Origin of the sequence: Tenacibaculum insulae, assembly GCF_964512435.1 — a bacterium.
Lineage (GTDB): Bacteria > Bacteroidota > Bacteroidia > Flavobacteriales > Flavobacteriaceae > Polaribacter > Polaribacter insulae_A.
The window spans coordinates 466,653-486,072 of record NZ_OZ208512.1; the positions used below are offsets into that span (position 1 = coordinate 466,653).

A 19,420-nucleotide genomic window follows, 5' to 3' on the forward strand; every position below is an offset into this window, starting at 1 on the left:
AAAAACTAAACTACATCTTTAATAAACTCATATTCAATTTCTGAATAATTAGAAATTACTTTTTGAGCTAACGAATAATCTTGTGCTTTAGAGTGTTCACTTTTATAAGCTACACAATAAATTCCGCCATCAAAAGCTGCTCTAATTCCGTTGGTAGAATCTTCAATTACCAAACATTCTTTCTTATCAAAACCAGCAATTTCAGCTGCTTTTATAAAAATTTCAGGGTGTGGTTTTGACGCCTTTAAATCGGCACCGCTAATTTTACCTTTAAAATATTGATTTAAATCAAACTTATTAAAAACGTTATTAATAGTTACCATTGAAGCTGATGATGCTAAAACCAACGTAACCCCGTTTGTGTAATAATTTTTAATTAGATCTAAAACTCCGTCTAACAATTGCAAATCATTATCATCAGAAAAAAAGAGCTCTTTAAAAAAAGCTCTTTTATAAGCAACTAACTCTGTAGCTGCTATTGATAAATTAAAAGTATTTACTAAATCTTTACAAATTTCAATTGTTGATTGCCCTGTGTACGCATTATATTGTTCTTGAGAAACGTTAATACCTACTTTAGCAAACATTAAAAAATATGCTTGTTTGTGTAACGGTTCAGTGTCTACAATTACACCATCCATGTCGAATAAAACTGCTTTTAAAGCCATTGTTTTTAGTTTGTGTTGTGTTACAAAAGTAAACAATTGCCTTTAGAGAAGGTGATTATTTTGCTTCACATTTACTCAATACTTCTTCTGCTCTTTTTAACAAAAACGTAGGATAAAACTTTGTTGTTATTTTTTCTTTCTTACTTAAGGCAATTGCCTTTTTTACATCTTTACAAAAAGGTGCTGTAGACTGTCCGAAAAAACGAGCTGTACCTATATCGTTTTCTGCTTTACTTAATATAACTCTTGGATTGTTAGGCGCTATTTTTAACGCTTTTGCATACAAAGCTGTATTTTTTATAGACATTGACATTCCGTATTTTTGACCATCAAAAGCAATATAGCCTACATTTAACAAAGCTTGCGTAATTAATATCTCTGGATTGTTTGGTGAATTTGCTGTTGCTAAATCTAAGAATTCTTGCGCTTTATTTAATTTTGCTTTTAAAACAGCTTCTTCTTTTATTTGAAAACTTTCTAAAATTTGAATTGTTGCTGCATAAAATGGTGGTAACCAGTTCTCTTTTTCTGCCTTTGAAATGCGCTCAAACAATTGTCCTGCTTCAGTACTTTTATTCGCGCTCCAAAGTTCAAAAGCTTTATTCATTCCCTTTTCATAATTACTTTGAGCCGAAATATTTAATGCAAATATGACTACAATTAATGTGATTACTTTTTTCATACTATTTATTTTATGTTGATTTTTAATTTTATGTTCTTAGTTACGTTAAACTTCGCATCCTTATATTTTGGAGGTCCCATAAATGCTTTAGCATTATTAGATATTCCTACGGGTTCTTTTGGTATTCCTAAAAAATTAGTGTCCATTTTTTTATTATCATTTGCATCATGATAAACAGATATAGCGTAAATACCTGAACGAACATCATTAAAAACTACCATTGCTTTTTTGCCTATTACTTTTACAGTCGCTTTTTTAAAAGGTGTCTTTAAAAAACTTTCTTTAGTATTATATACCGCAACAAATACATCTCCTTTATTTGATTTTATTCCTTCAAAATTTAAAGTTATTGTATGTTTTTCTTGTGAAAAAACACTAGTTATTCCGCTTAAAATAATTAGGAGCGTTATTATTGATTTTTGCATATTATTTTTTTTAACACTTCAAATATCACTACTTTTCATCTATTTATATAAAAAACAATACCCAATTGTTCTTTTTTGTAACTCAATTGTATTTTACCGTTGTTTTAGTCAAAACAAACTATAAATTATCTAATTGATTATCTTTTTTGTTATCGCTAATTGTCCAGAAAAAACCTACAAAGAAAAATCGATCTGCATTAGGTGTAATTGCTTGCCTATTAAAAACACCGTTCATATTTGGCGTATTTTTATAATTGTATCCAAATACATTTTGAGTTCCTAAAACATTGTTTACTGAGAAATACAATATTTTTTGTTGACTAATTAAATACGCCCAGTTTACACTTACCGAATTGTAGTTTTGAGTTTTACTATTTAAAAACCCTGTTTTATTAGGATTAGTATAATTTCTACCAGAAGCAAAATTATAACTCAACCCTACCTGACTTTTCCAATCGGTTATAAAATGTTTTGCCACTACCGATAAATTATGTGCTGATGCAAAATTTGGAGTAGCCTTTGTTGGATAATTTTTATAATCTCTTTCGGTGTCTAAAAACGAATATGAAATCCAATAATCCGTGTTTTTTATGCTCTTATTATCTCTCCAAAAAACATCAATTCCTTGTGCATAGCCTGTTCCTAAATTTGAATAACTAGAAGTTGGTAAAAAAACATCAGTATTGTACTTTACTAAGTTTTGATAATTTTTATAATAAGCCTCAATTCTAAAAATTTGTTTGTTTTTTACATATTGATAATTCGCAATAAAATGAGAAGTATTTTCAGCTTTAAAATTGGTGTTAAACTTTAAATAATCATTTTTAGGGTTTTGAAAAAAACGTCCATAAGCAAATGAAAATTGTGTGTTTTTACCAGATTTATAAGCAATAGAAGCTCTTGGAGAAACTGTAAACTCATTTAATAATTCAGAGTATTCACCACGAAACCCAACTTTTGAAGCTAACTTTTTAGAGAAAAAAATATCTGCTTCTACATAACTAGCAAAAATATTATTATCAAATCCATACTCTAACTTCGGATTACCTACACTCTTATAATTTTCATTAAAATCAGTCATAAAATATTCTGCTCCAAAATTTAATTTAAATCGATTTGTAAAACGTTTCTTCACCGCCACTTTTACATGCGCCGAATTTTCATCAGCAGTAACCTTATCATCTATAATTTTATTATCAGAATAATCGTTCGTAAAACTTACACCTGTTGCAATTTTCCATCCATCTCCAAAACTATTTTTATAGGAAGTATTAAAATATAAGTTTCTGTTTTTCAACCCAAACCTTACACCTTCGTCATAATTTATATCTTCTTGCGTTAAATCAAAATCAGTATAACTAAAAGCTCCATATACTTTTAACATTGATTCATTTTTAAACTTAAACCGATATACTGCCTCTCCACTTAGCGCTTGTATAGGTTTATGCCATTGATTATTATCAGGAAAAGCAGCTTGATACGGCGATAAGTTTACATACGAAGCGTTTACACTTAAAGAGTTTTTACCAAAAACCTGGGTATTTCCAACACCCAAACCAACGGTCATAAAAGATAAATCTGTTTTTTCTTCAACCATTTCATCCGTAGTATTCAATAATAAAACACTAGATAGTGCTTGTCCGTACTCCGCCGAATATCCTCCTGTAGAAAAAGTAATTCCTTTAAATAAAAATGGCGAAAATCGTCCGCGAGTTGGAATGTTATTTGCAGACGGAGTGTAAGGTGTAAACACTCTTATTCCGTCTACAAAAATCTGTGTTTCTTCGGCTTCTCCACCACGAACAAACAACCTACCGTCTTCATTAACTGCAGAGGTACCTGGTAAAGTTTGCAAAGCACCAACAAAATCGCCCAAAGCACTTGCCGTTGTTACGATATCCAGAGGTTTTAAAGCGGTAACTTTTGCGTTATCTCCTGCTTCAAAAGTACCTGCATTTATTGTAACTGCATCCAATGTATTAACATCATCTCTTAATTTTATTTTCAAATTATTTAGCGTTAAAACATCCGCAGTTTTTAAAAATGTTTCGAAAGAAATAAAAGAAATCACCAATGTTTTTGTTCCTTTTGCTGATGTTGTAAAAGAAAAAACACCTTTTTTATCAGTCGATGTTCCATCATAAGTTCCATCTAAATACACATTTGCTCCTTCAATAGGCATCCCTTTTTCATCTGTTACAACTCCTGATATGGTTATTTGTGCCATTAAATAGCCTTTAATAAATAGGCATAAAATAAATATTATTCGTTTCATTTTTTATTTTTTTTGATGACACAAAACTGCGTTCTTTTTAAAATTTAACACAAAAAGAAATACTGAGTTGTATAAAATTAAAGACGAATTGTTTTTTACTATAATTTATAATTACTTATTAATGTTTTACCTAAAACACATATACATTCTTTTACAAATCTTGCTAAATTTTAAAGCTAAAAAAGAAGTAATTATTTGATAAAACTGTATTTTTACATTGTTTAAACAACCTTTATGTCACACGATTTAAGCGATTATAGAAAATCATACGAAAAGCAAGAATTATTAAAAGAAAATTGCCCAGAAAACCCAATTGAACTTTTTAGAGATTGGTTTTTTGATGCGGATGCTTCTGAAATGGTTGACGAAGCAAATGCGATGAGTGTTGCCTCAATAGGTTTAGACGGTTTTCCTAAAAACAGGATTGTTTTATTAAAAAAATATACTTGGGAAGGCTTTATTTTTTACACGAATTATAATTCTGAAAAAGGAAAAGCCATTCTAAAAAACAACAATGTATGTTTGTCTTTTTTTTGGGCTGGTTTAGAACGACAAATAATTATAAAAGGAAATGCTGAAAAACTTCCTAAAAATTTGTCTGATGGTTATTTTGAATCAAGACCAGACGGAAGTAAATTAGGTGCTTGGGCCTCTAACCAAAGCGAAATTGTTGCCTCTCGCGAAGAGTTAGATCAGCAACTAAAAAAAACTGAAGAAAGTTTTAACGGAAAAGAAATTACGCGTCCACCACATTGGGGAGGTTTTATTGTAAAACCAATTTCGATTGAATTTTGGCAAGGTCGTCCTAACAGAATGCACGATCGTATAAGGTACACATTGCAAAAAGATTTTTCTTGGAAACTTGACCGTTTAGCTCCTTAGTTTTATATTTACATAGCTTTAAAAAATTACATGAAAACACTTTATATCGTTCGTCACGCAAAATCTTCTTGGAAATACGAAAGCATTGAAGATATCGACAGGCCATTAAAAGAGCGTGGAATAAAAGATGCACATCTTTTATCTAAACATTTATCTAAAGAAATTAACAAACCTGATGTTTTTATTTCAAGTAGTGCAAACAGAGCTTTGCATACAGCTGTTATTTTTTGCGAAAACTTTAAATATCCGCTTTCAAACTTAAAAATAAAACGACAATTATATAGTTTTAGCGATGGTTACTTGGTTAAAACTGTTAAAGCTTTAGATGATAGTTTTGATAGTGCTATTATTTTTAGTCACGATCATGGAATTAACAGTTTTGTAAATAAATTTGGCGATAAACCAATAGCTCATGTTACCACTTGTGGTGTTATCGGTATTCAGTTTAAAGAAAAACATTGGAAAAATATAAAAAAAGGAAGTACATCTTTAGTTGAATTTCCTAAAAACCATAGATAAATCTATATATTTTGAAAATAAAAAAATACGGTGCTATAGATATAGGTTCAAATGCAGTGCGACTATTAGTTGCCAATGTTATTGAAGAAAAAAATAAAGAACCTCAATTTAAAAAATCTTCATTAGTTCGAGTTCCTATTCGTTTAGGTGCCGATGCTTTTGTTACCGGAACGATATCAAAAGAGAATACAAATAGAATGATTGATGCTATGCAAGCTTTTAAATTAATAATGAAAGTGCATGGTGTTGAAAGATACAAAGCCTGTGCTACTTCTGCAATGCGAGAGGCTAGTAACGGAGCCGAAGTAATACAGAATATATTAGAAAAAACTGAAATAGAAATTGATATTATTGATGGTAAAAAAGAAGCTGCAATTATATTTGCAACTGATTTAAATGAGTTGATAGAATCGGACTTAACCTACCTTTATGTTGATGTTGGTGGTGGTAGTACAGAGTTTACCTTGTTTTCTAAAGGTAGAATTGTAAAATCTAAATCTTTTAAAATAGGTACTGTACGATTAATCAATAATAAAAAATCTGAAAACAAAGCCATTTTTAAAGAAGTACAAGAATGGATTGAAGAAAACACCAAAATATACAAACGTATTTCTTTAATTGGTTCGGGAGGAAACATTAATAAATTGTTTAAAATGTCTGGTAGAGATGTTGGTAAACCGATATCATACATTTACTTGAATGCCCAATATCAGTTCTTAAAAAAGATGAGTTATAAAGAACGAATCTCTGAATTAAGTTTAAACCCCGATAGAGCCGATGTTATTGTTCCTGCTACCAAAATTTATCTTTCTGCAATGAAATGGAGTGGAGCTCGTAAAATATTTGTTCCAAAAATAGGATTGTCTGATGGAATTATTAAAAGCCTATATTTTAACAAATTATAGCTTTCAAACACTTAAAAAAGGCTATCCAAAAACTTTATTTTTTAGATAGCCTTTTTTTTAAAACTTGTTTTAAAAATATTACTTAACTAAATTAATTTTTAATTTAAGTTCTTTTTCTAACCAACTTTTTAATTCTTTTTCTTTTTTTACAATAACTGAATCGGCTATTTTTTTACTCCAAATAACTGAAAGTTCCGGAATTGTATCAACTTTAATAAAATCTTTAGATGATAATTTATTAGAAAAACTAATCGCCTTAATATCGTTAAACCTAATTTTTGCTTCTTTACTTATTTTACTAAAAGGAATTGAGTTTTTATCTCTATCTAAATTATCTTGCTCAATTCTTTCATTTAAACTAGATATCGTTGTTTTAAGATCTTCAATTTCTTTATGCAACCCTTTTATAACATTATCTTTTTCATCTAATCCTTTAATGGCTCTATCATAAGCATCAACAACTCTATCTACACTACGCGCTTTGTTTTCGTTAATTAATAACTCATACGAATCTATTCTTTTATAAGACTTTAATTCGTTTCTTAAAAAAGTTTCCGTAGCATCGGTAACATCTCCGTTAAAAAATAAGTTGATTTTTTTATTTTCAAAACTTATACTTTCTCTTTGCAACCATAAATCTTTATTTGCCGCTATTTCATCTTTTAAAAACTTTTTATAATTTGCTTTTGTAACGCTTTCTTTATACACACCTACAAATATATAAATCGCTGGTATCATAACCATTACAGCTATAAAAGACACTAATTTTGCTATTTTTTTTCTTTTAGCTGAATTTACATAACGAATCATTGTAAACCCTAACAATTTTAACACAATAAAAGTTGCCAATGCGATGAAAATAATATTAATGGTAAACAAATACATGGCACCAAAAAAGTACTCTAAATTACCAATTGCTAATCCATAACCTGCCGTACATAATGGCGGCATTAAGGCAGTAGCAATCGCTACTCCAAAAATTACTGAAGCAATTGTTCCTTTTTTAGTTCTTGCAATTATTAATGCCAATCCGCCAAAAAAAGCAATTAATACATCTCTAATATCTGGTCGAGTACGACCTAATAATTCTGAAGTTTCTTCACGAAGTGGAAATAGAAAAAAGAATAAAAAAGCGGTTAAAAAACTTAACACAATCATTGTAGTTAAGTTGATGATAGATTTACGTAAAGTATCAATATCATTAATTGCCACCGACATTCCGATTCCTAAAATAGGACCCATTAATGGCGAAATTAACATGGCTCCAATAACTACAGCTGTTGAATTTGCATTTAAACCGATTGATGCCACAAATATTGAACAAATTAAAATCCATGCTGTTGCTCCTTTAAACGGAATATCATTTTTTATGGCTTCAATCGTAGCTTCTTGATCTGTATCCTCTCTAAAATCAAGTAATTCAATAACAAATTTCCTTATTTTATCCCAAAGTCCTTTTGCATCTTTTTTAATTTCTTGTTTTGATTGCTCTACTGTTTCTTCATTATTATTTTGCTCTTCCATATAAATTTAATGCTTTTTACAACTTGCGAAAGATACAAAATTTGCTTTTTACTAGATAAAACAAAAGGCTTAAAAGAGATTTTTTTAAGCCTTTTAAACAAAATTGTATCTTTTTAATTTAAGTTTAATTTCTTTTTTAAATTACTTGAAACAGCTTCTTTATGTAATAAAACCGAAATAGTTTTTAATTTAAAATACGAAACAGACATATACACATATCCTTTATTTCCTTGATTTGTTCCCCAAGAATTTTTTACTTTAAAATATTCATTTCCTTTTTGATCCTTTACCAAACCTACAATATGCATTAAATGATCGTCCGTAGTATTAAAATTTTCAAATTCAGATTGACGCAAACTAGCAGTAATTTTCTTTTCTTTTACAATCTCTGTCAATCCTTTTTCGTTTTCTAAACTGCTTGCAGGTATAAATGCTACCCCGTTTTTTGAAGAAAATGTTTTTTCTGAAACATCACAATCCAACTCAACAGTATATCCTTTTTTAACTGCATCTTTTGTTACCGAAACCAATTCATCTAACGACACATTATAAAACGATCCGTTCGAAAAGTTATCTGGAATATTTAAAATAAAATCATCATATACTTTAGCATGCATAAAAGAGGTTAAACTGATATAATTAGATGGATTTATTTTTACATAATCAGCAAAACTTTTTGGAGTATATTTTTTCCCTTCAAATTCAAATTCATTTTTATTCTCTCCCAAATAAACATCCAAAACACTTTCTATTGCTTGCTTCCACTTTGGACTTAATTCTTTTGCTGGATTTTTAATATACGTATTTAACATTGCTTTTAAAACAGCTACAACTTCTGCGTGATTATGTTTTTCTTGCCCTACTGATAATCCAGAAAAAACGTGCTCAGGTACTAAACCATAATTAGCAACCGAATTAATAACATCGTGCCCTAATCCTCCTTCACTAAATTGTGCTTTTCCTTGACGATACAAATAATTACTAGCTTTATCAGCATATGTATTTCGTACGGTATACATTTCTGATAAATCAATATTTTTACCTGTTAATCGTATAATTTCAGATTCTAAAAAAGATGTTGTTGAAAAACTCCAACAAGTACCTGTTCGTCCTTGACTCTTTACTTGTGTATTCTCTATGTCTTTTATTGTTTTAAACTCATATTTTTGAGCTCTTATCGAACCAATTGTTAAAAAACTAAAAGCGGCACCAATCAATATTTTTTTCATGAGATAAATTTTATTTCAATCAGCAATTTACTTTTTTTAAAATAACATTAAAAATTTAAAAACATAAAAAACCTCAATCTTAAAAAAGATTGAGGTTTTTGTGGGGAGAGCAGGATTCGAACCTGCGAAGTCGTAAGACAACGGAGTTACAGTCCGTCCCAGTTGGCCGCTTTGGTATCTCCCCAAAGCTTTAGAAAAAAAAAAAAGCTTTTCTTAATTAAGAAAAGCTTTTTGTGACCGGGCTGGGGCTCGAACCCAGGACCCTCTCCTTAAAAGGGAGATGCTCTACCAACTGAGCTACCAGGTCATTATTTTTCTCCTTAGCGGGTGCAAATATAAGAGGTATTTTTAAACCTACAAACTTTTTTATCAAAAAAATAATAGTAAAAAAGTATATCTTCTTTAAATCAAACTTTTAACTTAAACACCCCTTATTTTGTAAAAATAAAAACCTCAATCTTAAAAAAGATTGAGGTTTTTGTGGGGAGAGCAGGATTCGAACCTGCGAAGTCGTAAGACAACGGAGTTACAGTCCGTCCCAGTTGGCCGCTTTGGTATCTCCCCAAAGCTTTAGAAAAAAATAAAGCTTTTCTTAATTAAGAAAAGCTTTTTGTGACCGGGCTGGGGCTCGAACCCAGGACCCTCTCCTTAAAAGGGAGATGCTCTACCAACTGAGCTACCAGGTCATTATTTTTCTCCTTAGCGGGTGCAAATATACATTCCTTTTTTACTTTTACAAAGTATTTTTATCAAAAAAAACATCAATTTATATTCAATTATTTTAGCAACTTGTTTTACAATAAGTTACCTGTAAATTTATTTTTCAGATAAATACGCTTGACGAACTTTTTTAAATAAATTAGACGAATACACAAAATTAACTACCGCTTCGTTATCGGTTTTAAAAATTTCTTTATGCGATCCTTCCCATGCTTTTTTTCCGTTTTTAAGAAAAACAATCTTATCTCCTATTTCCATTACTGAATTCATATCATGTGTATTAATAACGGTTGTTATTTTATACTCATCAGTAATTTCTTGTATTAAATTATCTATTACAATTGATGTTTGCGGATCTAACCCAGAATTAGGCTCGTCACAAAATAAATATTTAGGATTCATAACAATTGCTCGTGCAATAGCTACCCTTTTTTGCATTCCTCCTGATAATTCTGCTGGAAATTTTTTGTTAGAATTTTCTAAATTTACTCTTTTTAAAACAAAGTTCACTCTATCTAACATTTCGTTGATAGGTTGTTTTGTAAACATTTTTAGCGGAAACATTACGTTTTCTTCAACTGTTTGCGAATCAAACAAAGCACTTCCTTGAAAAACCATTCCTAATTCTTTACGAAAATTTCTTCTATCATCAATATTCATTTCGGTATTTACACGACCATCGTAAACAATATTTCCTTGCTCAGGAGTATGTAAACCTATTAACGATTTTAAAAAAACGGTTTTACCCGAACCACTTTGCCCTATAATTAAGCTTGTTTCTCCAGGTAAAAAAGAAGTGGTAATTCCTTTTAAAATTTCATTTCCATTAAAACCTTTATGTAAATTATTTACTTCTATCATTTATGTTAACAACATTTGAGTTAATAAATAATTAGCGATTACAATAAGCACGGTTGTCCAAACTACTGATTGCGTACTTGCTTTTCCCACTTCTAACGAACCTCCTTTTACATAATAACCATGATATGAAGGTACTGTTGCTATTATAAAAGCAAAAACTAACGTTTTTACAATTGCATAGGTTAGTAAAAAGGGATCAAACTCCATTTGCACACCTGTTATAAAATCGGTTCCTGAAAACAAACCCGAGAGTACTCCGGCTACCCATCCTCCAAAAATCCCTAAAAACATTCCAAGAACTATTAAAAACGGATAAAAGAACACCGTTGCTATTATTTTAGGCAACACTAGGTAGTTTAACGAGTTAATACCCATAACCTCTAAAGCATCTATTTGCTCTGTAACTCGCATTGACCCAATACTAGAAGTAATATACGACCCAACTTTTCCTGCTAAAATAATTGAACAGAAAGTTGGCGCAAATTCTAAAATAACCGAACGTTTAGCCGCAAAACCTATTAATGATTTTGGTATAAAAGGGCTTTCTAAATTTAAAGCGGTTTGTAAAGCAATTACACCTCCAATAAAAAACGAAATAAAAGCAATAATCCCTAACGATTTAAGCCCTAATTCATCTATTTCTCTAAACAAAGCTTCACGAAAAACACGCGCACGTTGCGGTTTTGTAAAAACCTGCTTTAGCATTGCAAAATACTTACCTACATGTTCAATATAGTTCATTAAACTAATCTATTTTTCTTTTTGCTAAAGTATTAAAAAACCATTAACTCTTTGCTTTATTATCGGTTTTAGTGTCCATTTACTTACCTTTGATTTTATAATTTTTAAAATTTAAAATGAAAAAAATAGTATCTATAGCACTTTTAGCTATCATATGTTTGTGTAGTTTTATACCAAACCCTAAAAAAAACATTAAAAAACCCAAGTTAGTTGTTGGTATTGTCATAGACCAAATGCGTTATGATTACCTTACTAGATTTGCCAATAAATATGGTAACGACGGATTTAAACGTTTATTAAACAATGGTTTTTCTCTTGAAAACGCACACTATAACTATATACCTACTTACACCGCAGTTGGTCATGCATCTATTTACACTGGTACCACTCCTGTAAACCATGCAATAATTAGCAATAATTGGTATGACAAATTCTTAAAAAAATCTATTTATTGTGTTGATGACAGCAATTACAACACTGTTGGAAACAATGGTAAAGGCGGTAAAAAATCACCTAACAGAATGTTAACCACAACCGTTACCGATCAATTAAGGTTAGCGCAAAATATGAACGGAAAAACAATAGGAATTGCTATTAAAGACCGTTCGGCTATTTTACCTGCAGGTCATGCTGCGAATGCTGCTTATTGGTTTGATGGAGGCAGTAAGGGAGACTGGATTACCTCATCATATTATATGAATGAATTACCTGGTTGGGTTAAAAAGTTTAACGATTCTAAAATTGTAGATAATTATTTAAAACATCCTTGGAAAACACTTTACAATATTAACACATATACCGAAAGTATTGCTGATGACAATAATTTTGAAGAACCTTTTATGGGTGAAGAAAAACCTATTTTTCCTCACAACATTCCTAAATTAAGAAGTAAAAACAATAATTATAGCATTATAAAAGCAATACCTGCTGGTAATTCTTTAACTACCGACTTTGCTAAAGCTACCATTATTGGAGAAAATTTAGGAAAATCAGCATATACCGATTTCTTAGCAGTAAGTTACTCGTCTACAGATTATGTAGGGCATCAATTTGGAGTTGCATCAAAAGAAATTGAAGACACTTACTTACGTTTAGATAAAGATTTGGCTAATTTATTTCAGTTTTTAGACAAACAAGTTGGCGAAGGTAATTACACCTTATTTTTAACTGCAGATCATGCTGCTGTTCAAGTTCCGGCTTACTTACAATCAGTTAAAATTCCTGCAAATTATTTTAGTTATAAAAAATTTAAAGAATTTGTAAATAATATTACTTTAAAATATTTTAAGTCAGATGCTTTGGTTGAAAACATTTCTAACTTTCAAATTTTCTTAAACAAAGAAAAAATTGAAGCGTTAAATTTAAACACCAATACGGTTGCTCAAAAAATAGCAGATGAAGTTATTAATTACAAAAACATATACAAATCTGTTACCGCAAGAACTTTACAAACCACAACTTTTACAACAGGTATTTTAAACTCGTTACAAAACGGTTATAATCAAAAATTTTCTGGTGATGTATTATTAATTCCAGATCCATCAACATTAAGTACATATTATAAAGATGGAGGAACATCTCACGGATCTGGGTATTCTTACGATACACATATTCCAATAATTTTTTATGGTAACGGAATTAAAAAAGGGACTTCAAAAAAGAAATACGAAATTGTTGATATTGCTCCTACAATTTCTAATTTACTTCAAATTGAATTTCCTAACGGTACAACAGGAAAAATTATAGAAGAAGTTTTAAACTAAAAAAGGCGCTCATTGAGCGCCTCTTGTACTCTTTTTAGAATACACAAAGGGGAGTTACTTATATCTATTATTTTTTTTAACCTTACAATATACTTTACTCGTTTTTTTAGTTGAAAAACTAAACATTAAATTATATGTAAAAATTATAAATACTATTAAAAAAAGGTAAATCATATTGCTATAAAATTGTTTTCTAATTAGTTAGACACACCTTTTTTTAATAAGTCACATTTTATTTCGGGTTGTTTAAAATTATTAGCGCTGCAATTACTCCTGGTACCCAACCACAAAGGGTTAACAAAAAAACAATTACAATAGAACCGCATCCTTTACCAATTACTGCTAAAGGAGGAAAGAAAATTGCTAGTAAGACTCTTAATAAACTCATTCGTTTTTTTTATGTAGATTAATATATTATAAAGACGCGTATTTTTATGTTTTGTTACAATTAACAATCGCTTAAAACTAAAAAACCACAAAGTAAAACACTTTGTGGTTTTTTAATATTTATTAATTACGACTACATCAGTTTACCAAAGAAAATAGCGTTCATTAACAACTTATTTGTTCCAAACCAAAAGGCCCTAAAATTGGTATTATCAGTAAAAACAAGTACTCTTCCTGATCCTAATCTACCAACTTTAAACGGAACCGTATTTTTTAATTCTTTTAAATTCTCTTCTGATATATAACCACTTAACAATGGATTATTAGTGTATTGAATCGGATTGTTATAGCTTTTTTTATCTGATTGAATAAACTGACGCGTATTTCTAAACAATGCAACTTTATCGTTTTTATACCCAAAATTAATAGGATGTGAACGGTCAATTTTTGCTTCAAAAATTGCGCCACCTATTACCTGTGCTCCAGATTGTAACGATTTATTTTCAAACGATACATTTTCTATCGAATCGCTTTTTGCTTTGTTAAATTTTAAATTGATAAACTTTTTATTAGACAACCAATTCACAGCATTTCTATACCCAATTAAAACACCTCCGTTACGAACCCAGGTTTTCAACTTACTTTCTAAATTTTTATGTATCGAATAACTATTTGGCACAACAATAGTTGTGTATTTACTCAAATTAACTCGTGCTGCATACGAAACATCTAACTTGGTTAATTTCATATTAAAACGCTGATCTAACAAATGCCAAATTTCGCCAGCATCGTAACTCGTCATTCCGTTACCTACTAACATTGCTACTTTTTGCGGTTTTACTGCTCTAAAATTTCTACTTCCTAAATCAATTCCATCATTTAAACCTGTATCAACTCCTTTTATTTCAAGATGATTTTCAATTGCTACTTTATTTAAAAATTGATACAATGCGGTTCCTTTTAATTTTTGATTTTGAGCTGGAATAAAAATAGATCCATAATCAAACGATTTTCCCGAATTTTTAAATTGCTTCATCGCAACTTTAGCTCTCAACCCGTTATTTAAAATCGTATTTAATGCCTTTGGGCTTTCATATTCGTTCCAAGAAAACAAATAACCAACCGTGCTTTGCTTATTTATATTTCCATCTTTTTTCTTTAAATTAACAACTTCTAATCCTGCTTTAGAAAGGGATACATTATCTGCAAAATCAACACCAAAAGCATGATTAAATGTCCATGCAGAAACATCGTAAAACAAACTATCTTTAAAAGTGGTACGAACATCAAACATTGCTTTTACTAAGCGATTATTTTTCTGATTCATTGGCACAACGTAACTGTACCCTTTTTTAAATTGTTTTCCTTTTGATGTAAAATCAGCTTTTAATTCGTGAAATTTAATTTGATGCTTTTTTAAAACTTTAGCTAAATGGTAAGTTTTTACAGCATCTTTTTCATCACCAAAAACAATTGCTTTATTTTCTGATAAATCGCGCGATTTTTGATAAAAACCTTGCTGATATTTTAAGATTTTAACACGCATATTTTTTGCAGCTTCTAGCGTTGATAAAGTTGCTGTAAATTGATTGCGAATAGTAAACGGAAAAGTTAAAATTCCGTTTTCACTTTCCTGTGCATGACCACGAGAACTTCCTTGCTCGAATAAAATTCCGATACTTCCATTAATATCTGGAAAAGTTGAACCTTTACCGTAATAAAAATCATCAAAACTTTCTTCAGAATAATAAGTAGACCCTATTTTATCAAAAGCTTTTGCATGGTATGTTGCTATTTCTTTTGTTAAATCTTGATTCATTTGTGGCGTTAACGGATTGGTTCTACTCGGAATTCCTGGTTGAAAAAAGAAGCTTGAGTTGGTTCCCATTTCATGATGATCTGTTAAAATATTTGGCAACCATTTATGAAACGATGCTATTCTTGCACTACTTTCGGGTAATTGCACAGGCAACCAATCTCTATTCATATCAAACCAATAATGATTTGTTCTTCCTCCAGGCCAAATTTCGTGATATTCTCTATCATTCGGATCAGGGTTTATATTACTTGCCTTATTGGTATTTGCCCAATATGCAAAACGCTGCAATCCGTCTGGATTTAAAGATGGATCAAACAAAATAACAGTATTATCTAATAACTCATCAATTTTTAATCCTTCGGCAGCTGCCAAATAATATGCTGATGCCAAAGCTGAATTTGTACCACTTGGTTCGTTACCATGAATTGAAAATCCTTGATAAACGACTATCGGTTGTTTAGCCACATTAACCTGAACATCATCAGTTGCTTTTATGTGCTGTTTTCTTATTTGCTCTAAATTTTGATGATTTTTAGGCGAAGTAATTGTTAGTAAAACCAATGGTCTGCCTTCGTAGGTTTTTCCTCTATCTTCAAATGAAATTCTATCAGAAGCTTTGGCCAAAACCTTCATATACTCTACTAATTTATCGTGTGTAATATGCCACTCTCCTACTTCATGCCCAATAACAGACTTTGGTGTTGGTATATTTTTATTATACGAAACATCGTTTGGTAAATAATACGATAAATTTAATTTTTGCTGTGCGAATACTGATGTTACAATTAAAATCAGCAATACTGAAAAGATTTTTTTCATTAATTATTTTGTTTGATATAACAACAAATATATTAAATCTATAAATGATATTTTAAATATTAACAAACACCATTTATTTATAATAAAAACTCTTAATCTTAGTTATTTACTACGTTTAGCTATATTTGTATAAAGCAATAGCTTTTGTTAAAAATCAACAATTTTAAGTGTGTAAAAATGAAAAGAAAAAATAAGAATCAATTATTTATCTCTATTGTAGGTACTACTATTGGTGTACTAATTGCTTTTGTATTAAACAACTGGAACATTAGTCGTATTGAAAAAAATGAAAGCGAGCGAGTTTTAGCGAATATTGTAAACGAAGTAAAACTAAACAACACCTTACTTTTAAAAAGTTATGAATCTGCAAGTAAAACAATTCCCTCTTTATCTAAGCTTGTTTTAAAATATGAAAGAGGAGAAAAATTACTGATGACTGCACAAGAAATGAAAGAATACCAAAAAGAGTTTCCTAATAAATTTTTTGTTGCTGATTCAATTAAAACTCTCACCAAAGGTGTGTGGGAATATAAAGGAAAGTACGATTTTAATCCTAATATATTTTTACACTTTAGCTTAAACGAAAGTGCTTGGAATAGTGCCATAGCTGTTGGAATATTAAATAATATTCAGTTTGATAAAATTAAACCTTTAGAGGAAGTTTACTCAATGCAAAGTCAAGTAAAAAAACAATCTGAAAAATTAATGGATGCTTTTGATATAGGAATGAAGCAATATATTAAGATTTTAAACAACCTGGTACAATACGAAAAATTACTAATTGATAAATACGAAAGGTTTATATCAAACAAAAAGTAATAAATAAACTCCATTTATACACCTTTTATTACCAATTGCACAAAACAGAAAAAAAGCACCTAAAACAACTTATTAATGTCCTAATTTTGTCCCAAGGGAAATTAATTAATTATTAAATTATGGCTAAACAATTACACAAGTGGGGACTAGGTGTTTTTAAAACTACAATGAATCAATTATCTGAACTAGGAAAAGCTGCTAGTTACGCGATAAACAACTAAATTTAAGTTTTAATTATAAGTTATAAAAAAACCAATCTGTATAGATTGGTTTTTTTAGTTTTAATCGTTACTATAACCTAAAAAACAACATTTTAAGCAATTACTTTAAAAAATTACCATCTACACAAAAAACACAACCAAACACACAAATCATTATAAAACAACTACTTAAACAACATACATTTGTACCAGGGAAATTAATTAATTATTAGATTATGGCTAAACAATTACACAAGTGGGGACTAGGTGTTTTTAAAACTACAATGAATCAATTATCTGAACTAGGAAAAGCTGCTAGTTACGCGATAAACAACTAAATTTAAGTTTTAATTATAAGTTATAAAAAAACCAATCTATACAGATTGGTTTTTTTAGTTTTAATAGAGTTTAAATCGTTACTACAACCTAAATAACAACATTTTAAGCAATTACTTTAAAAAATTACCATCTACACAAAAAACACAACCAAACACACAAAACACTATAAAACAACCACTTAAACAACATACATTTGTACCAGGGAAATTAATAAACTATTTAAAAATATTATTATGGCTAAACAATTACACAAATGGGGATTAAGTGTTTTTAAAAACTCAATAGTTCAATTATCTGAATTAGGTAAAGCGGCTAGCTTCGCTATTAACAACTAATAAGAAGTTTTAAATTTTAATCATAAAAAAAAGATCCAATCTATACAGATTGGGTCTTTTTATTTTATAGTATTAAATACTATTTACTGTAATTTCATATCAGTACTTTCAAAAATTTTATCCGCAGAACCTGCAATAAAACCTGAATATAATTCACCATTTTGCATTGAATGACGAAAAGCAAACTCGTAATAACAAGACGTAATTTCTTTTGTTGTTTCCTGAAATTTAACAGGAATACGATCTGCTAACACGCTCGATTGCTCTAAAAATTGCTCTGGCGTTCCTTTAATCTCACCTCCAGAAGCATTCATTTTAAATCCGTTATTTTTTAAAAACTCATTTACTTCTTGTAACGAACCAAACGTATCTAACTTATTTACATCAACAGTAAAGTGATTAGAACAAAACCCGTTTACATATAACCAAGCAGCATATTCAGTTTCAGCTTGTAACTTTTCATATACCTTAAAAGAAGGTTGCTCCCACAAACGTCCTTTAAAAACTAATTCGGCAGGATTTAAATTTTCTGTAGACAATCCATCAATTAAACGTTTTACCGTTTCTTGTAATTCAGCAGAAAACTCTTTGGTTTTTAACTGACTAATAAACACTCGTGGCGCATTTTTATCTGTTTTGTGCTCGTAATGTTTTGCGTACAATTTCTTTGCTTCAAAAGTATATTCGCCACATTCTTGATAACCTGCAGCTAAAAACGGAGTTGCTAACGCCTCTATATTTACTCGTTCATCATCAAAAGTTCTAAAAGCAACATGATCATTATAAACCGAATTACCTTTATCTGTAAATAAATTTTTAATTTTTTGTGCAGAAGGAGTACGCTCGGTATATTCTTTCCACAGCTTATCGAATATTTGTTCTGTTGTCATTTTTGATAAATTTTACCACAAATTAAACCATATTACTTTAAACAAACATTAAAAATAATTAACTTTACATCTTTATAGGTTATTTTATGGTAAAACTGTATAATTCACCATAAAAAAAAATCAAAATAACAGTATAACAACTAAAAAGTAGAAAATGAATAATCAATTTGATTATATAGATAAGCAAATACTACTAAAATTACGGTTAGATGCTCGTAAAGCCTATTCTAAAATAGCAGAAGAACTAAAGGTTTCTAACTCTTTAATTCATCAACGCATTAAAAAACTAACTACCGAAGGTGTTATAAAAAATGCTGAGTTTGTTTTAGAAGAAAATAAATTAGGTTACAAAACAAAATCGTACACTGGAATTCGTTTGCGTGAAGCTCGTTTTGCGAAAGATGTAATGAAAGCCTTAGAAAAAATACCAGAAATTACAGAATGTAACTTTGTTTCGGGAAATTATGCTATTTTTATCCTTATTTACGCAAAAGACAATGAACATTTACAAAAAATATTGTACGATAATGTTCATTTAATAAACGGAGTTGCAGGTACCGATACTTTTATTTGTTTCGACACTTGTTTTAAACGAAACATTCCTATTGAATAATAGCA

17 protein-coding genes and 4 tRNA genes are annotated in these 19,420 nt (G+C 29.7%); 6 read left to right on the forward strand and 15 right to left on the reverse strand.

The features are described from left to right. Positions 1 to 5 precede the first annotated feature (5 nt). The 4 genes from ACN5J5_RS02075 to ACN5J5_RS02090 form a co-directional block, all read right to left on the reverse strand. Positions 6 to 668 (reverse strand): HAD family hydrolase, encoded by a 663-nt coding sequence (locus ACN5J5_RS02075; RefSeq protein WP_418645699.1) that lies wholly within the window; start codon positions 666 to 668, stop codon positions 6 to 8. 55 nt (positions 669 to 723) lie between these two features. Beyond that, positions 724 to 1,350 (reverse strand): tetratricopeptide repeat protein, encoded by a 627-nt coding sequence (locus ACN5J5_RS02080; protein ID WP_418645700.1) that lies wholly within the window; start codon positions 1,348 to 1,350, stop codon positions 724 to 726. Between the two features lie 5 nt (positions 1,351 to 1,355). Then, complete coding sequence (locus tag ACN5J5_RS02085; protein ID WP_418645701.1) at positions 1,356 to 1,775, reverse strand: DUF2141 domain-containing protein; 420 nt, start codon at positions 1,773 to 1,775, stop codon at positions 1,356 to 1,358. A gap of 118 nt (positions 1,776 to 1,893) precedes the next feature. Next, complete coding sequence (locus tag ACN5J5_RS02090) at positions 1,894 to 4,050, reverse strand: TonB-dependent receptor (RefSeq protein ID WP_418645702.1); 2,157 nt, start codon at positions 4,048 to 4,050, stop codon at positions 1,894 to 1,896. 234 nt (positions 4,051 to 4,284) lie between these two features. Between ACN5J5_RS02090 and pdxH the strand changes: the two genes are divergently transcribed. The 3 genes from pdxH to ACN5J5_RS02105 are packed head-to-tail and all read left to right on the forward strand — an operon-like array spanning position 4,285 to position 6,356. After that, positions 4,285 to 4,932 (forward strand): pyridoxamine 5'-phosphate oxidase, encoded by a 648-nt coding sequence (gene pdxH, locus ACN5J5_RS02095; protein ID WP_418645703.1) that lies wholly within the window; start codon positions 4,285 to 4,287, stop codon positions 4,930 to 4,932. A 30-nt stretch (positions 4,933 to 4,962) separates the two neighbouring features. Beyond that, on the forward strand, positions 4,963 to 5,451 hold the full coding sequence (locus ACN5J5_RS02100) for a SixA phosphatase family protein (RefSeq protein WP_418645704.1): 489 nt from the start codon (positions 4,963 to 4,965) through the stop codon (positions 5,449 to 5,451). A gap of 8 nt (positions 5,452 to 5,459) precedes the next feature. Beyond that, on the forward strand, positions 5,460 to 6,356 hold the full coding sequence (locus tag ACN5J5_RS02105) for a Ppx/GppA phosphatase family protein (RefSeq protein ID WP_418646523.1): 897 nt from the start codon (positions 5,460 to 5,462) through the stop codon (positions 6,354 to 6,356). 78 nt (positions 6,357 to 6,434) lie between these two features. Here the strand turns inward: ACN5J5_RS02105 and ACN5J5_RS02110 are convergent, their stop codons facing one another. From ACN5J5_RS02110 to ACN5J5_RS02145, 8 genes are all read right to left on the reverse strand, one after another. Then, the gene (locus ACN5J5_RS02110; protein WP_418645705.1) at positions 6,435 to 7,880 is read right to left on the reverse strand and encodes a DUF389 domain-containing protein; all 1,446 of its coding nucleotides are present in this window, start codon (positions 7,878 to 7,880) and stop codon (positions 6,435 to 6,437) included. Positions 7,881 to 7,993: 113 nt separating this feature from the next. Next, positions 7,994 to 9,109 (reverse strand): C1 family peptidase, encoded by a 1,116-nt coding sequence (locus ACN5J5_RS02115; protein WP_418645706.1) that lies wholly within the window; start codon positions 9,107 to 9,109, stop codon positions 7,994 to 7,996. A 101-nt stretch (positions 9,110 to 9,210) separates the two neighbouring features. Next, positions 9,211 to 9,293 (reverse strand) — tRNA-Tyr (locus ACN5J5_RS02120). A 50-nt stretch (positions 9,294 to 9,343) separates the two neighbouring features. Then, positions 9,344 to 9,416: transfer RNA gene (locus tag ACN5J5_RS02125), tRNA-Lys, on the reverse strand. Between the two features lie 174 nt (positions 9,417 to 9,590). Continuing rightward, a tRNA-Tyr gene (locus ACN5J5_RS02130) sits at positions 9,591 to 9,673 on the reverse strand. 49 nt (positions 9,674 to 9,722) lie between these two features. Next, positions 9,723 to 9,795, reverse strand: a tRNA-Lys gene (locus ACN5J5_RS02135). Between the two features lie 130 nt (positions 9,796 to 9,925). Continuing rightward, entirely contained in the window at positions 9,926 to 10,690 is a 765-nt protein-coding gene (locus ACN5J5_RS02140; protein ID WP_418645707.1) for an ABC transporter ATP-binding protein, read from the reverse strand. Then, complete coding sequence (locus ACN5J5_RS02145; protein ID WP_418645708.1) at positions 10,691 to 11,431, reverse strand: MlaE family ABC transporter permease; 741 nt, start codon at positions 11,429 to 11,431, stop codon at positions 10,691 to 10,693. It abuts the gene before it with no gap. A gap of 116 nt (positions 11,432 to 11,547) precedes the next feature. Here ACN5J5_RS02145 and pafA point away from each other — a divergent pair, with 116 nt between their 5' ends. Beyond that, positions 11,548 to 13,194 (forward strand): alkaline phosphatase PafA, encoded by a 1,647-nt coding sequence (pafA, locus tag ACN5J5_RS02150; RefSeq protein WP_418645709.1) that lies wholly within the window; start codon positions 11,548 to 11,550, stop codon positions 13,192 to 13,194. A gap of 232 nt (positions 13,195 to 13,426) precedes the next feature. Here the strand turns inward: pafA and ACN5J5_RS02155 are convergent, their stop codons facing one another. Together ACN5J5_RS02155 and ACN5J5_RS02160 are read right to left on the reverse strand one after the other, a co-directional pair. Continuing rightward, complete coding sequence (locus ACN5J5_RS02155) at positions 13,427 to 13,582, reverse strand: YqaE/Pmp3 family membrane protein (RefSeq protein ID WP_084443134.1); 156 nt, start codon at positions 13,580 to 13,582, stop codon at positions 13,427 to 13,429. A 132-nt stretch (positions 13,583 to 13,714) separates the two neighbouring features. Next, positions 13,715 to 16,219 (reverse strand): M14 family metallopeptidase, encoded by a 2,505-nt coding sequence (locus ACN5J5_RS02160; RefSeq protein ID WP_418645710.1) that lies wholly within the window; start codon positions 16,217 to 16,219, stop codon positions 13,715 to 13,717. Between the two features lie 177 nt (positions 16,220 to 16,396). Between ACN5J5_RS02160 and ACN5J5_RS02165 the strand changes: the two genes are divergently transcribed. Continuing rightward, complete coding sequence (locus ACN5J5_RS02165) at positions 16,397 to 17,038, forward strand: hypothetical protein (protein WP_418645711.1); 642 nt, start codon at positions 16,397 to 16,399, stop codon at positions 17,036 to 17,038. A gap of 957 nt (positions 17,039 to 17,995) precedes the next feature. On the opposite strand, the gene ACN5J5_RS02170 is transcribed toward ACN5J5_RS02165, so the two are convergent. Next, positions 17,996 to 18,802, reverse strand: a complete 807-nt coding sequence (locus ACN5J5_RS02170) for a DUF1338 domain-containing protein (RefSeq protein ID WP_418645712.1) — start codon at positions 18,800 to 18,802, stop codon at positions 17,996 to 17,998. Between the two features lie 154 nt (positions 18,803 to 18,956). Here ACN5J5_RS02170 and ACN5J5_RS02175 point away from each other — a divergent pair, with 154 nt between their 5' ends. Continuing rightward, on the forward strand, positions 18,957 to 19,415 hold the full coding sequence (locus ACN5J5_RS02175) for an Lrp/AsnC family transcriptional regulator (protein ID WP_418645713.1): 459 nt from the start codon (positions 18,957 to 18,959) through the stop codon (positions 19,413 to 19,415). The last annotated feature ends 5 nt before the right edge of the window (positions 19,416 to 19,420 follow it).